The organism is Vagococcus sp. WN89Y (genome assembly GCF_052220145.1).
Lineage (GTDB): Bacteria > Pseudomonadota > Gammaproteobacteria > Enterobacterales > Enterobacteriaceae > Kosakonia.
The window spans coordinates 420789-435522 of the sequence record NZ_JBQPOM010000028.1 but is presented as its reverse complement, the minus strand read 5'-3'; the positions used below and the strand labels follow the sequence as shown (position 1 = coordinate 435522).

12 protein-coding genes are annotated in these 14734 nt (G+C 50.9%); 7 read left to right on the top strand and 5 right to left on the bottom strand.

Annotated elements, in window-relative coordinates; all coding sequences use genetic code 11:
- Positions 1–48: 48 nt before the first annotated feature.
- The 6 genes from ACTU3N_RS10545 to ACTU3N_RS10520 all read left to right on the top strand — a co-directional run bounded on the left by ACTU3N_RS10545 (position 49) and on the right by ACTU3N_RS10520 (position 7044).
- Complete coding sequence (locus ACTU3N_RS10545; protein ID WP_443086079.1) at positions 49–1500, top strand: diguanylate cyclase; 1452 nt, start codon at positions 49–51, stop codon at positions 1498–1500.
- 112 nt (positions 1501–1612) lie between these two features.
- Positions 1613–2668, top strand: coding sequence for a diguanylate cyclase (locus ACTU3N_RS10540; RefSeq protein ID WP_443086078.1), 1056 nt, complete (start codon positions 1613–1615; stop codon positions 2666–2668).
- Between the two features lie 106 nt (positions 2669–2774).
- Positions 2775–3743 carry a sensor domain-containing diguanylate cyclase gene (locus ACTU3N_RS10535; RefSeq protein ID WP_443086077.1) on the top strand — a complete coding sequence of 323 codons (969 nt, stop codon included), beginning with the start codon at positions 2775–2777 and terminating at the stop codon, positions 3741–3743.
- 81 nt (positions 3744–3824) lie between these two features.
- Positions 3825–4349 carry a GNAT family N-acetyltransferase gene (locus tag ACTU3N_RS10530; protein ID WP_443086076.1) on the top strand — a complete coding sequence of 175 codons (525 nt, stop codon included), beginning with the start codon at positions 3825–3827 and terminating at the stop codon, positions 4347–4349.
- Positions 4350–4465: 116 nt separating this feature from the next.
- A complete protein-coding gene (locus tag ACTU3N_RS10525; protein WP_443086075.1) occupies positions 4466–5917 on the top strand; it encodes a tagaturonate reductase in 1452 nt (483 codons plus the stop codon).
- A gap of 212 nt (positions 5918–6129) precedes the next feature.
- Positions 6130–7044: a bestrophin family protein gene (locus tag ACTU3N_RS10520; RefSeq protein ID WP_443086074.1), complete on the top strand. Its 915-nt coding sequence runs from the start codon at positions 6130–6132 to the stop codon at positions 7042–7044.
- Positions 7045–7233: 189 nt separating this feature from the next.
- Here ACTU3N_RS10520 and pdxR read toward each other — a convergent pair whose 3' ends face one another.
- Positions 7234–8631 (bottom strand): MocR-like pyridoxine biosynthesis transcription factor PdxR, encoded by a 1398-nt coding sequence (pdxR, locus tag ACTU3N_RS10515; RefSeq protein WP_443086073.1) that lies wholly within the window; start codon positions 8629–8631, stop codon positions 7234–7236.
- A gap of 92 nt (positions 8632–8723) precedes the next feature.
- Here pdxR and ACTU3N_RS10510 point away from each other — a divergent pair, with 92 nt between their 5' ends.
- On the top strand, positions 8724–9203 hold the full coding sequence (locus tag ACTU3N_RS10510; protein WP_443086072.1) for a carboxymuconolactone decarboxylase family protein: 480 nt from the start codon (positions 8724–8726) through the stop codon (positions 9201–9203).
- Positions 9204–9241: 38 nt separating this feature from the next.
- Here ACTU3N_RS10510 and ACTU3N_RS10505 read toward each other — a convergent pair whose 3' ends face one another.
- The 4 genes from ACTU3N_RS10505 to ansP all read right to left on the bottom strand — a co-directional run bounded on the left by ACTU3N_RS10505 (position 9242) and on the right by ansP (position 14541).
- Positions 9242–9658: a hypothetical protein gene (locus ACTU3N_RS10505; protein WP_443086071.1), complete on the bottom strand. Its 417-nt coding sequence runs from the start codon at positions 9656–9658 to the stop codon at positions 9242–9244.
- A gap of 118 nt (positions 9659–9776) precedes the next feature.
- Positions 9777–11354, bottom strand: coding sequence for a methyl-accepting chemotaxis protein (locus ACTU3N_RS10500; protein ID WP_443086070.1), 1578 nt, complete (start codon positions 11352–11354; stop codon positions 9777–9779).
- Positions 11355–11593: 239 nt separating this feature from the next.
- A complete protein-coding gene (locus ACTU3N_RS10495; RefSeq protein WP_443086069.1) occupies positions 11594–12832 on the bottom strand; it encodes an EAL and HDOD domain-containing protein in 1239 nt (412 codons plus the stop codon).
- A gap of 215 nt (positions 12833–13047) precedes the next feature.
- Entirely contained in the window at positions 13048–14541 is a 1494-nt protein-coding gene (gene ansP, locus ACTU3N_RS10490) for an L-asparagine permease (RefSeq protein WP_443086068.1), read from the bottom strand.
- Positions 14542–14734 lie beyond the last annotated feature (193 nt).

Below are 14734 nucleotides of genomic sequence, written 5' to 3'. Positions count from 1 at the left end.
ACGTCGCGCTTGCCCAACTGCTCTGTGCGTGTTACGGATCGAAATTTGATGCATTCTTTTTTTTCAACATCTTTCCTGCCCTTCAGGGAAGATAGGCCGCTAATCAATGCGGCACTGATTTTCGTACTGACGACGCTGTTCTATTTTCTTGGCGCGATGCTGCGTCTGGTCGAAGAGCTTTCCCTGTTCTGGCCGCTCAATGGCGTGATGGCCGGGGTGTTCGCCCGTTATGCGTTTTTGCACCGCTGGCACTACTATCTGATGAGCTACCTCGCGATGCTGGCATATGATGCGGTGACCACCCGTTGGGGCATTGCATCGCTCATTATTAATTTCTCCAATATGGTGTTTATCATCACCATGGCGTTGCTGATTGCGCGCGAACGGCGGCAGATGACCAAAGCGCCGCAGCCAATGAATGCGCTGAAGCTTTTTGGCTACTGCTTTGTGGCCGCGCTGCTGTGCGCCTTTTTTGGCGCAATCGGCTCGGTCGGGCTAAACGATCACGGCTTCTGGCCGCTATTTGCCGACTGGTTTGGCGAGCAGTTTTCCACCGGGGTGCTGATTGTGCCTTGCATCCTGACCATGAGCAGGCCGCGCTCGCCGCTGAAATTACATGCGCAGCAACTGATGCCGCTGGTGGCCGTCGCCGTGTCGGTGCTGGCATCGGTATTCATTGGCGGCGCGGGGAGCCTTGCTTTTGCGCTACCTGCATTAATTTGGTGCGCCGTGCGCTATCCGCTGCCGGTAACATGCCTGGTGACGCTGCTGACCGGCGGGGTGGAAATCATTCTGGTGGCAAATCAGATAATCGAGATAACCGTCGGCTCGCCGCTGGCGGTGTCGCATATGTTCTCCGCGCGTCTGGGCATCGCCACGATGGCCATCTGTCCGGTGATTGTTTCGGTGAGTGTCGAGGCGATTAACCGACTGATGCGCCAGGTTTCACTGCGCGCCGATTTTGACTTTCTTACCCGCGTCTATTCACGATCGGGCTTATATGAAGCGCTAACGCGCGGCGACAAACGCTTCACCGGTCAGCATCTCACCGTGATGTTGCTGGATATTGATTATTTTAAAAGCATTAATGATAACTATGGTCACGAGTGTGGTGACAAAGTGCTGATGTCGTTTGCGCAAAAAGTGCAGCAGGTTTTGGGTGAGCACGGGGTAGTGGCACGCATGGGCGGCGAAGAGTTTGCCATTGTTGCTGCAACGAAAAATGCCGCAGAGGGGGTCGCTCTTGCCGAAACGATCCGCTGCGCCGTGGAAGGGCATCTGTTTAACTGGCGGCAACAAACGTTGCACCTGACGGTCAGCATCGGGTTAAGCAGTGGTCAGGCACAAGCCGGGCCGTTGACGGAGACATTTGAGACCTTACTGGTCGTGGCGGATGAAAACCTTTATCGTTCCAAGCGTATGGGGCGCAATTGCACAACCGCTGGCGATGAGGCGCAAACGGTGGATGGCACGGCGCAGCCTGCCGGTAGCATTTCTTAACGTTCTGCCCGCAGGGCAGAACTCAACAGATTGTATAAAGTATTAAATTACTTGCTACTCATTTTTTTCATCAATACTATGACCGCTGATATGTAGCAGAATAAATTGCGGTATGAGCGGATCTGATAATATTAATAAAAAAGAACGGATCCCTGGCAGACGTTTTGTCAGGCGTATGTATCTGATGCGTATCCTCGGAACGCTGCTCTGTTTTTTCCCTATTCTTTCTGTTTTGCTGGAATTACATCGCCCGATGTGGCTCCTGATGCTGCTGGCGGTTAATGCATTTATCTGGCCAACACTTGCCTTTTTACGCGCCCGCCATTCCCCTGTGCCGCTGCACATTGAGCATCAAAACCTGGTGTTTGATGCGGCGGTGGGCGGCTTCTGGATTGCGCTGATGGCGTGCAGCCCGCTGCCGTCGGTCGTTATCGCGACGATACTTCTCTCCGATCGTCTCTCTGCCGGAGGCATAAAGTTGCTGCGTACAGGTGCGCTGACGATGGCGCTGGTGTTTCTGCTTAGCTGGCTTGCGCTCGGCCTGCCGGTTAGCCCGGAGGTCACGCAGCGCACGATGTATGCCACGCTGCCGCTGATTGCTGTCTATATGCTGGCGTTGAGTGCGCTAACAAACGGCATCGCTTCTCAGCTGCGCGTGAAAAGCCGCAAGCTTGAGCGCATCGCGATGATGGATCCGCTACTGGATATTGCTAACCGGCGCTTGCTGGAGCAACGCGTTCAGTTAGAACTGACGCAATTGCACACCCAGCCGCGCCAGTCGTCGTTGATGTATATAGATATCGACAATTTTAAAGAAGTTAACGACAAGTTTGGTCATAAAGCGGGCGATGCGCTGCTGGTCGATATCTCACGGATTTTACATGTCGCCACCCGCAACACCGACACGCCAGCGAGGATGGGAGGCGATGAGTTTGTGATTCTGCTGCCTGATACCCCGCCTGAAGAGGCGAAAAATGTGGCGCAACGCATTATGCAGGCGACAGCTGGCATGGAATTAGGGCAAGAGCAGGTGTTTCGCTGCACGCTAAGCATCGGCATCGCCAGCGCCTTACCGGAAATGGGCAGCGCAGCCGCATGGCTAAAATCTGCCGATGATGCGCTATACAAAGCGAAAAGGTTAGGAAAGAACCAAATCTACGCACATTGACACGGTGCGAAATAAGCTACGCTTTATGCTGTATAACGTGGATTGACCCGTAAGTGGTTATCATATTATTGAGTAATACAGCCTGAGACTGATAAAAAGGCACCTTATGAAGATACCTGCTATTCCCACGGACGAAGAAAAACGTCTGGCATCCCTTAACGATTCCGGACTGCTGGACAGCGGTTCAACGGTACGCCTCGATCGCCTGACGCGACTGGCTAAGCGGATGTTCGATGTTCCGGCTGCGCTCATTACGTTAGTTGATAAAGATCAGCTGCACTTCAAATCCAGCGACGGTTTTCCTGCGGACAGTATTCCGCGCAAAATCTCGTTTTGCGGGCATGCAATTTTGTGCAACACACCGCTTATTGTCCCGGATGCGACCTGTGACGATCGTTTCGACAATAATCCGCTGGTAACGGGCGATGCGCATATCCGTTTCTATGCCGGGCACCCGCTGCGCCTGCCGGATGGCGCGGTGGTGGGATCATTTTGCCTGCTTGACCGTGAACCGCGGGAACTGGATGCTGCGGAAATCGACAGTCTCAAAGATTTTGCCATGATCGTGGAAGATGAATTCGCAGCAATGAGCGCGGCCAGTACCGATGCGCTGACGGGGCTGTTTAACCGACGTGGCTTCGACAGTCTGGCAAAATTTGCGATTTCCGCCTCTCGTCGTCGCGCGGAGCCGATAACACTTGCATGGATAGATCTGGATAACTTTAAAGAAATCAATGATACCTGGGGCCATGCTGAAGGGGATGAAGCCCTGAAAGCGTTGGCTTCGTTAATGACCACCAGCTTGCGCGAAGCTGACTTGCGTGTACGTATTGGTGGCGATGAGTTTGCTATTGTCTTTTCCGATACGCATGAGCAGGGGGCATGGATTGCCATGCAGTATCTGGTCGAACAGGTTGATGCGTGGAACAAGGCTTCGGGAAAACCGTGGAAACTGCAATTTTCATGGGGGATTAGCGAGTTTGACCATAATGGCAAAGGCGATTTAAAGGAATGGATGAAGGACGCAGATGAAAAGATGTATGCCATGAAGCTGAAACATCATCATGGGCGTTAACATATAAGTTAATCCTCTTATTCCGGCGCTTGTGTTGCCGGAATGTAAATCAGATAGTGGTTATTTTTGAAGGACCTGAAAATGACCACTGTTTCTGTCCGCACCCCGAGCTGCGATGAACTCTCCCAACGAATCAATGAATTGTGCGAGCTGCTGGAAAACTGCGTTGCCGGCGGCGCATCCGTCAGTTTTATGCATCCTCTTGCACGTGCTAAATCTTTACCCTTCTGGTCAGGTGTGGCCGCAAGCGTTGCGCGAAGCGAGCGCATCGTACTGGTGGCTGAAGATGAGTCAGGCACGATTGTCGGCAGCGTGCAGCTGGTGCTCGAACAAGCTGAAAATCAGAAGCATCGTGCCGATGTCAGTAAATTACTGGTGCATGAAAAAGTACGCCGTCAGGGGCTTGCCAGCCGGTTAATGGCGGCGCTGGAAAGCGAAGCACGCGTGCAGGGCAAAAGCGTGCTGGTGCTGGACACCGCAACGGGCAGCGGGGCGGAAAGCTTCTACCTGCGCGGCGGCTGGCAGCGCGTTGGCGAGATCCCGTGCTATGCCCTGATGCCGGACGGAACTGTGACGGCGACGACATTTTTTTACAAGCTCTTATAATTCACCTCAATAAGACGTCTCATTTTGATCAAAACAGGGTTTCATGGTCTTAAAGTCTGATAAGTTATTACACCAATCTCACCAGGTTGTATGACTAATCAAAAAAGGAACCCACTGTGAACACATTAAACCGTCGCAACTTTCCCGGCGCTGAGTATCCTGAACGTATCATTCAGTTCGGTGAAGGGAACTTTTTGCGCGCTTTTGTCGACTGGCAAATTGATCTGCTGAATGAACACACCGACCTTAATGCAGGTGTGGTGGTGGTGCGTCCGATTCAGAGTGATTTCCCGCCATCGCTCAGCACCCAGGATGGTCTTTACACGACAATTATTCGCGGTCTGAATGAGCAGGGCGAAGCGGTGAGCGATGCACGTTTGATTCGCTCCGTAAATCGTGAAATCAGCGTCTATTCACAGTACGAGGAGTTCCTGAAACTGGCGCATGACCCCGATATCCGCTTTGTGTTCTCTAACACCACCGAAGCGGGCATTAGCTATCATGAAGGCGATAAATTCGATGATGCGCCAGCGGTGAGCTACCCGGCGAAACTGACTCGCCTGCTGTTTGAACGCTTCCGCTGCTTCTCCGGCGCAGTGAACAAAGGCTGGGTTATTATTCCGTGCGAACTGATTGATTATAATGGTGACGCTCTACGCGAGCTGGTGCAGCGTTATGCCCGGGAGTGGGCGCTGGGCGAAGAGTTCCTCCAGTGGCTGGATGCGGCAAACACGTTCTGCTCAACGCTGGTTGACCGTATTGTGACCGGCTACCCGCGCGATGAAGTGGCGAAACTGGAAGCCGAACTGGGGTATCAGGACACGTTCCTGGATACGGCCGAGCATTTCTATCTGTTTGTGATCCAGGGGCCGAAATCCCTCGCTCGCGAGTTGCGCCTGGATAAGTATCCGCTTAACGTATTGATCGTTGACGATATTAAACCTTATAAAGAGCGAAAAGTAGCCATCCTTAACGGCGCGCATACTGCGCTGGTGCCTGTGGCTTACCAGGCAGGGCTTGATACGGTGGGCGAGGCGATGAACGACAGTGAAATCTGCGCGTTTGTTGAAAAGGCTATTTACCAGGAGATTATCCCGGTACTCGATTTGCCGCGAGATGAACTGGAGTCATTTGCCAGTGCGGTCACCGGGCGTTTTCGTAACCCGTATATTAAGCATCAATTGCTCTCCATTGCTCTCAACGGTATGACCAAATTCCGCACGCGTATTCTGCCGCAGCTGCTGGCAGGGCAGAAGGCCAACGGCAAGTTGCCTGCACGCCTGACATTTGCGCTGGCGGCGTTGATTGCTTTTTATCGCGGCGAGCGCAATGGTTTGTCTTATCCGCTCCAGGATGACGCGCACTGGATCGACCGTTATACGCAACTGTGGAGCCAGCATCACGATCGCCAAATCAGTACCAGCGAGCTGGTGAAAGCGGTGTTGTCGGTAAGCGATCACTGGGAGCAGGATCTGACGAAGGTGGAAGGTCTGGTGGAGCAGGTCACACTCGATCTGGATGCTATTCTGCTGCGTGGAATGCGTGAAGCGGTGAAACCGTTGTGTTAATCAACGCGTAATTTATCAACCCGGCCTGGTCCGGGTTTTTCTTTCATTGGATTTAGTTACAACATACTAAATAGTTGTATAACAAGTTCCAGCCACCTCTGCGCCGGAACAGTGCTTAGCAGGGCATTTTTTATCACAATTCGTTAGCAACCTTGCAACTGTGACTGCGATCACGTTTAATACCCCGGTTCTTCACCTGCAAATGATAAAAAATGATTGTCCGACCGCAACAACACTGGCTTCCTCGTCTCTTTGTCTGGCATGGCTCGGTGCTACCGAAGATTCGCTCACGGCTTGTCATGAATTTCCTGCTCTCTATCGCCGTCGTAGTGATGCTGCCGTGGTATACCTCGCTGGGGATCAAATTCACCCTCGCGCCGTTCAGCATTCTCGGGGTAGCCATTGCTATCTTCCTCGGTTTTCGTAACAACGCCTGTTTTGCGCGTTATACCGAAGCCAGGTTGTTGTGGGGGCAACTGATGATTGCCTCGCGATCCCTATTGCGTGAAGTGAAAACAGCGCTACCGGGCGATACGGCGCTGCAACCCTTTATCCGCCTGCAAATCGCGTTTGCTCATAGCCTGCGCATGACGCTTCGTCGCAAACCGCAGGGTGAAACATTGGCACGCTACTTGTCGCCTGCGGATCTGCAAAAAGTGCTGGATGCGCATTCACCTGCCAACCGCATATTGTTGCTGATGGCTGAATGGCTGGCGGAACATCGCCGCCAGGGACAATTGCCTGATGTATTGTTCCATAGCGTTACCCAGCGTTTGCACGATATGTCTGTCGTGCTATCAGGTTGTGAGCGCATTTTCACGACACCCATTCCATTTGCGTATTCGCTGATTTTGCATCGTACGGTCTATCTGTTTTGCATCATGCTGCCGTTCGCGCTGGTTGTCGATTTGCACTATATGACGCCTTTCGTTTCCGTATTGATTTCCTATACGTTTATTTCGCTGGATTCGCTGGCGGAAGAGCTGGAAGACCCGTTTGGTGAGGAAGATAACGATCTGCCACTTGATGCAATTTGTAATGCAATTGAGATCGATTTGCTGCAAATGAACGATGAAGTTACACTGCCTGTGAAATTAACACCGGGCAAAAATTATCAATTAACCTAAACTTTCGTAAAGAGAGTGTGGCAGTCTGGTCATTTTCTCTGTTTAATGGCACAAACCAGTATCGAGGGGGAGGTGTGATGGAAAGGTCAGACAAAACGATTTCGTTAGTTGCGACACTGGTACTCAGCTTATCTCTTCTCGCAACGGCCTGGGATTTATCGTTTTTCAGTAATATTCCCTGAACCATCGTTATTTGCCAGCCAGCGCCCGCGTCATCTGCGCCGGGCGCTGCAATAACGCAACAGCCTCTGCAAACGTCGCCACATTGGTGTAGCCAATAATCAAACCGTAGCGTTTGGGTGTATTTTGATACCATATGGAAAGCGGGCTGACCTGCAATTGATGCGTCTGCCAGAGCGCGGCCATTTCTTCATCCTGCGTGCCGCTGCGCAAATACGCAATAATATGCATCCCACCATCGGTCACTTCTACAGTAAAAATTTCCGGGTAAACTTCAGCCAGCGCAGCCAACATATTTTTTCTGCGCCGTGAATAGAGTGCTCGCATCTTTTTAAGATGCCTGAAAAAATGCCCTTCGCGAAGAAATGAAGCCACAATTTTCTGTGTCAGCACAGGCTGGCCGCCTTCGCTGTGCTCTGCCTGCGCACGAAAGCTGTCAACCAGTTTGTGCGGCAATACCAGGTAACTTATGCGCAGCGCAGGCATGATTGTTTTACTGAAGGTGCCCATATAAATGACTCTGTCATGCGTATCCAGGCTTTTCAGGGCGGGCAGTACCTGGCGGGTATAATGAAACTCGCCATCATAATCATCCTCTACTATCCAGCTCTCATTTTGCCTTGCCCACTCCAGCAACTGGTGTTTTCGCGGCAAGGAAAGGGTGACAGCCAGCGGACTATGATGTGACGGTGTCACAAATACCAGTCGTGCATCGGCGTGATGTTGCTGCAAGTATTCAGTCTGTAGCCCCTGATTATCGACCGGTACTCTATGCAGTCGCTGCACCGCGCGTTTAAGCAGCTGCTGGCCTAAAAAATAGCCAGGTTCTTCAAACAGCACTTTATCGCGCTGATTCGCGAGCGTGTTAAGGATTAAACGCAGGTTGTTTTGATAGCCGCTGGTAATGAAAATTTGCGCGGGCGAGCAGGAAAGCCCGCGGGAAATATTCAGATAGTGCGCGAGTGCTTCACGCAGCGGCGCATAGCCCATCAGTGGGGGCTGCGTCATCTCCTCAGGACGCATCGCGCGCACGGCTTTGCCGGAGAGCAGCAGCCATTTTTTATAGGGAAAAGCATCCAGCGAAGGGATCCCCAGGCGCAAAAATCCGGGCCGATCGCGCAGCGACTTCCCGAACCCCGCCGTCGTTGGCGTGGGTTTCTCGCCAATGACCGGATATTTTTTCGCAAGGTTAAGGAGGTCAGGATTGACGCGTGTACCGCGAGCGCCCTGGCTGACCAGATAACCTTCACCAACCAGGATGGCCCATGCGCTTTCCACCGTTTTACGCGCCACGCCCAGCTCACTTGCCAGTAACCGAACAGAGGGCAGCTTATCGCCGGGCTTTAGTATGCCGCGCAATATGCTCTGCCGATACTGTTCATATATCGCTTTATAGCCCGGCTTCATGTCCTACCTTTATTTTGCATTTTTGCGTCTTTTGACTATGCCATAAGTCAGTAATATATCTCGCGTCAAAACAATAAACGAGGAAAAGGATTATGAATATGCGCGTCAATCTTTTTGAAACCATTCCTGCATTAATTAAAACCCTGGGTGATGCAAGCCAGGCGTCACATAACAGTAGCCTGGACATTGGTCTTAAAAATCTTATTGATATCCGGGCTTCACAACTCAACCGCTGCACATTTTGCCTCGATATGCATGTGAAGCAGGCGAAAATCCACGGTGAAAGCGAACTTCGTCTTTACCATGTTGCGGTCTGGCGTGAGTCTCCGCTGTTTAGTGCAAAAGAGAAAGCCGCGCTGGCGCTGACGGAAGCATTAACACAGCCTGGTGAACACGGTGTAACGGAGGCGGTCTACGAAAATGTGCGGGAATATTTCAGCGAGGTCGAGCTGTCTGAACTGGCGTTTGCGATCGCGATGATAAACAGTTGGAACCGGTTAATGATTTTGTCACAAACCGCTCCAGGCGCGTTTGATAAAGCGTATGGTCTGGAGCGGGCTGATCTTAAATAATAAAGCGGGATACCGACCAGCCAGTATCCCTTGCTGTTTTAACGCTCTACCGGCGTATGTGCCGCTGCTTTAAACGGTCTGATGGCGTGCATCGTGACGCCATCGTTATAATTGAAGGAGAGGTGATATCCGCCGGTATGGTATTTTGAATTTACCGCACATATTTGCGCGCCAATAATATCAGTGAGGCAGGAAACGCCGACAGGCTTAGAATTCTGCTGGCGCATTTCTTCATGATAGAGATTGTTCAATAAATTCCCATGTTCGCGCATTTCTTTCATGTGCGGGTTTTCTGCTTCTCGTTGTTTTTGAACGTTTAACATCTCGTGTGTTGGCACGACGCGGCAGAGGCATTTTATAAATGTAGTAACTATCTGCTGCGCGGGATTTGTATTATTAGTGAGCCGGGAAGCTAAATGACGGGAAATACTTAAGGTGGGTAAAGTAACAGGCATACATTTCTCCAGAGTAGGCAATAAAAATATAGAAGTAACATGAGGGAAATGTATCAACTATCAAAAAACGCTCTCCGCTTTGCGCCCGGCTAACGTTACGCCGCCGGGCACTCGCCCATTAACGTGCGTTTTGTGGCTGTAACTGGAAGAATCGCACGGAATCACGCAATACTTCACTCTGCTCGGTCATGGATTGTGCAGCCACCGCGGCTTGTTCCACCAGCGCAGCATTCTGCTGAGTCACCTGATCCATCTGCTCAATCGCCACACTGATTTCCTGAATACCCTGATGCTGCTCTGTTGATGCGGCAGAAATTTCTGCAACGATGTCCGTAACTTTATTGACCGACTGCACAATTTCAGCCATTGCGTGGCTGGCAGTGTCGGCGTAACGGGAACCGTCGGTAATTTTCTCAACCGTGCCTTCAATCAGTTGTTTAATCTCTTTGGCTGCCTCTGCGCTTTTCTGCGCAAGATTACGCACTTCTCCGGCAACAACAGCAAACCCTTTGCCTTGTTCTCCGGCGCGCGCAGCTTCCACCGCCGCATTCAACGCCAGAATATTGGTCTGAAATGCGATACCCTCAATAACCGAGATTATATCGACAATCTTTTGCGAACTGTCGGAGATCTCCTGCATACGCGAGAGCATGTCATTGACCTCTTTCCCGCCTTTGACCGCCGTCTGGGATGTCTGCCTTGCCAGATCGCTCGCTTTGCGCGCATTCTCCGCATTACTCTTCACATTCTCTGTGATTTGCTGCATGTTCGACGACGTTTGTACTAATGAGGCTGCCTGCTCTTCGGTACGTTGCGACAGATCGTTATTGCCTTCAGCGATTTCACTCGCCGCCAGTGAGATAGATTCGCTGCCGTGAATGATCCCGTTGATAATTTCCGCCAGTTGGCTATTCATAAATTTAATGGTCGCCAGCAGGCTCTGGCTGTCGTTGTTGCGCAGCGCAACTTGCGCACCAAGATTACCGGCGGCTATCTCTTTCATAATCGTGACGGCATAAGCGGGTTCACCACCCAACTGGCGTGACAAATTACGCGAAATAAGCAGGGCGATGGCGCCTGTTGCGAAAAGCGCCAGCAGCAGTAAGCCGCTTAGCAGGTAGAGCGCCTGGCGATAACCCGTCTGTGATGCCGCACCCGCGTTTTCGCCGGTCGCGACCTCCATTTCCACCAGCGTGGCGAGATCTTTCATCAACTGAGTACGGTACTTCGCCGAAACCGCGCCGCTTATTTTTGAGGCTTCATCGGTGTCTCCACTATTTACCGCCTCTATCACTTTGCCATTCACATCGACAAAATTTTTAAAGTTGTCGACTACGGTTGCAAAAAGCGCTTTCATTTCCGGCGACGCATCGGCAGAGGTGTTGGCGTAGTGCTGTTGTGCGTTGAGGAAAATATCCTGATTTTGCAGTAATTCGCCGCGATGCTTTTCGCGTTCCTCCGGGGTAGGAGAGCTAATGTACTGAATCTGCTGCAAGCGCATTTCTGACAAGACGCCACGCATTTCGAGGCTATAACGCACGCCCGGCATGCGGTTTTCCCGGAAGGTATCAATATGGTGGTTGCTGGCATTAAGCTGGTAAATAGATACCATTCCCAGCAACAACATCATAACAATTAATATAGAGAATCCGACCAACAATTTGGTTAAAACAGTAGCCTGCGCGAGTTTTTTCATAATGATACGCTATGTAAAGGAAGGTAATATTAATAACGGCAATAATTTGCGAATGATTGATCTTTTTATCTGATCTCAATCACATATTTTCGTTATTTTTGGGCAAAAGCACACGGCGGAGAATTAATTTAACTTAAGGTTTTTTCTGGTGTGAATTAATTGTATTTAACTATATTGAAATAATGTTTCATTTTCATGTTCGCAGAGGCGGCATTTTATCTACAGTTTGTGCGCAAAACTTAACGAGAAACGCTGATCGGCAATCCATCAGCCCAGGTGGCGGCCTGGTTCATCATTTCGGCGACAGCGGAACCGGGCAGACCGATTTCGTGTGCCACGTCGCTGGCTTCCTCCCACATTCGCTGTTCGTACAGGCGGGCAAGCTGAACATACGGGTAGAGTTCGCCGCTGTTATTTTTTAGCGCTTTTCCGACGTCTGGCGATACGGCAATCTGCTCCATAAGCTCCTCCAGCGGCAGGCCGAGGATCACGTCCAGCAGAGAGAATAAACCTACCATAAACGCATCGTTGGCAATATTAATGCTGGACGTACGCATCGCAACAAGTTCACAAAATTTTGCCCGGATCAGGCTCAGATAATAGATTTCGGTATTAGTGACATTATCAAAAGAGGTCAGGCAGGCCATCAGGACAAAGCGGCGCATTTCATCAATACCAAGATAAACAACAATATCTCTTAACGACTGATTACGAAAACCGCTCACGCCACGTGTATTATAGAGAATATTCTGGGCGTAACGCATAATTTTAAATGACAGCGAGACATCGCGTTTTAACAAATCTTCAATCTTATTTAAATCGGGTGCTTCGACATTAACTTCCTGCATTAATTTCAGTGTAAAGGCACGGTTTTGCACCAATTTATTTCGTTTGGTCACAATCGGTTTACTGAAAAAATAGCCCTGGAATAAATGAAAACCTAATTTTTTAAATGTCTCGAACTCCCCATAGGTTTCCACTTTTTCCGCCAGAAAGACCACGTGACGTAACATTTCGCGGTTGCTGGCAATATAGTTTGCGATAGCATCCTGTGTGCTAAGCCGGATATCAAATTTGAGCACATTGACGTAGGGCATAAAGGCTTCCCATTCACTGCCGGGGACAAAATCATCCAGCGCAATGCGAAAGCCTTGCGTGTGCATACGTCTGACCGTTTCCAGAAGTTGCCGGTCAGGTTGTGCTGTTTCCAAAATTTCGATAACCACGCGGTGTTTTGGTAGCGTCTCCGCAAGGCCTTCAACCAGCAGTTGATAAGGAAAATTGACATACACAGTGCTGTTATCGTTTTTGCGCCCAACTGGCGCGCTAAGGAACTGTTCCTCAATCAGCTGTGTGGTAGCTTGCTCCGCAGAGACATCGGGAAAGCGGTTATCCATGCTGTTTCGAAAGAGAAGTTCGTACCCAACGGTGTTCAATTTATCATCAAATATCGCCTGTCTGGCCACAAATGAATACATTCGCTACCTCGTGCACTCGTCTGCTTTCTATCGTTTTCCCAAATGTATAAGCTACAGTAACACCCTTGCTACAAGAAGCGAGTGACTACAGTAAAATATTTAACATTCTCGTTGAAATAATAGGACAGCCAGGCGGGGAATGCATGTGAAGTCAGCGGAGTCTTGCAGAAGAGGGAACCCGGCAGCGCAGGCGTGCCGGGTGTAAACGTTGCTCGTTAACGAGGCGTGTTGTTCGTTAGCGGTGCGGTTGGGATGTGATCCGGGTGCACCGGTGCGGTGCTGTGGATTTCATTGACGCGTTTGCGCACGCCAAACCAGCCCGCAACCAAAAGGAGCGCCAGCAGCGGAATTGACGCAATAGTGAAAGTGCCGTTCGGGTAATCGAACGCCATCAGTACCAGCACACTGAGCAAAAACAGCAGCGTCAACCAGGAGGTATAAGGTGCACCCGGCAAACGGAAGGCCACCGGCGCAGCTTTACCTTCTTTAATCGCCTGGCGCAGACGCAACTGGCACACAACAATAAAGCCCCATGAGGCGATAATTCCCAGAGAGGCGATATTCAGCACAATCTCGAATACCTGCGACGGCACCAGATAGTTAAGGAATACGCCAATGATATAGATAGCGATGGTGGCAAGGATACCGGCGTAGGGCACCTGATGTTTGCTCATCTTCGACATAAATTTCGGCGCTGAGCCGCCCATCGACATGGACCGCAGAATACGACCCGTCGAGTAAAGCCCGGAGTTGAGGCTGGAGAGCGCAGCGGTCAACACCACGATATTCATCACATCACCAATATAGGGAACGCCAAGCTTAGAGAAGAAGGTAACGAACGGGCTTTGCCCCGCCTGGTATGCATTCCAGGGCAACAGAAGCACCAGCAATACGACTGAGCCAACATAAAACAGCCCGATGCGCCAGATAACGCTATTAATCGCCTTAGGCACCATGGTCTGAGGATCTTTGCACTCGCCGGCAGCGGTACCGACCAGCTCAATAGAGGCAAAAGCAAACACCACCCCCTGAACCAGTACCAGCGCCGCCATCATGCCATGGGGGAAAATCCCGCCGTTATCGGTAATCAGATGAAAACCGGTGGTGCCGCCATCAATCGGTTTGCCGGAGCCAAGAAACACGGTGCCGACGATAAGAAACGCCACAATTGCCAGCACTTTTATCAGCGCAAACCAGAACTCCATCTCTGCAAACCATTTGACGCCAATCATATTCATGGTGCCAACAATGGCCAGCGCCCCAAGCGCGAAGACCCATTGAGGAACATCACCGAATGCGCCCCAGTAATGCATATAGAGCGCGACAGCGGTGATATCAACGATCCCGGTCATCGCCCAGTTAACGAAATACATCCATCCGGCAACGTACGCGGCTTTTTCGCCCAGAAATTCACGGGCATAGGAGACAAAATTACCGCTGGAAGGGCGGTGCAACACAAGTTCGCCCAGCGCACGGAGAATAAAGAAAGAGAAAATCCCGCAGACCAGATAGACAATAGCCAGCGACGGCCCCGCTATCTGAAGCCGCGCGCCTGCACCCAGAAATAACCCGGTGCCGATAGCGCCGCCAATGGCAATCATTTGTACCTGCCGATTCCCCATCGCCCGGTGATATCCCTCTTCATGAGAATTTAACCAGCGTCGTCTCGCGGCGTGATGCTCCGCATTTTTATCATTGTTTGTTTTCATTGCTTTACCTGTTTACCTGTCTGATCCTTGCGGAATGCGTCGACCCGAACGGGAAATAAGGCATATTTCTACCCGCGGGCAAATGCGCTGCCTTTCCAGAGTTTCTGTGCGTGGATAAGGCAGAACATGGCGCAGCATCCTACCTGTAATCAGGAATTGACGCAAAAGATACGCACTGCGTAGGGCAACACTT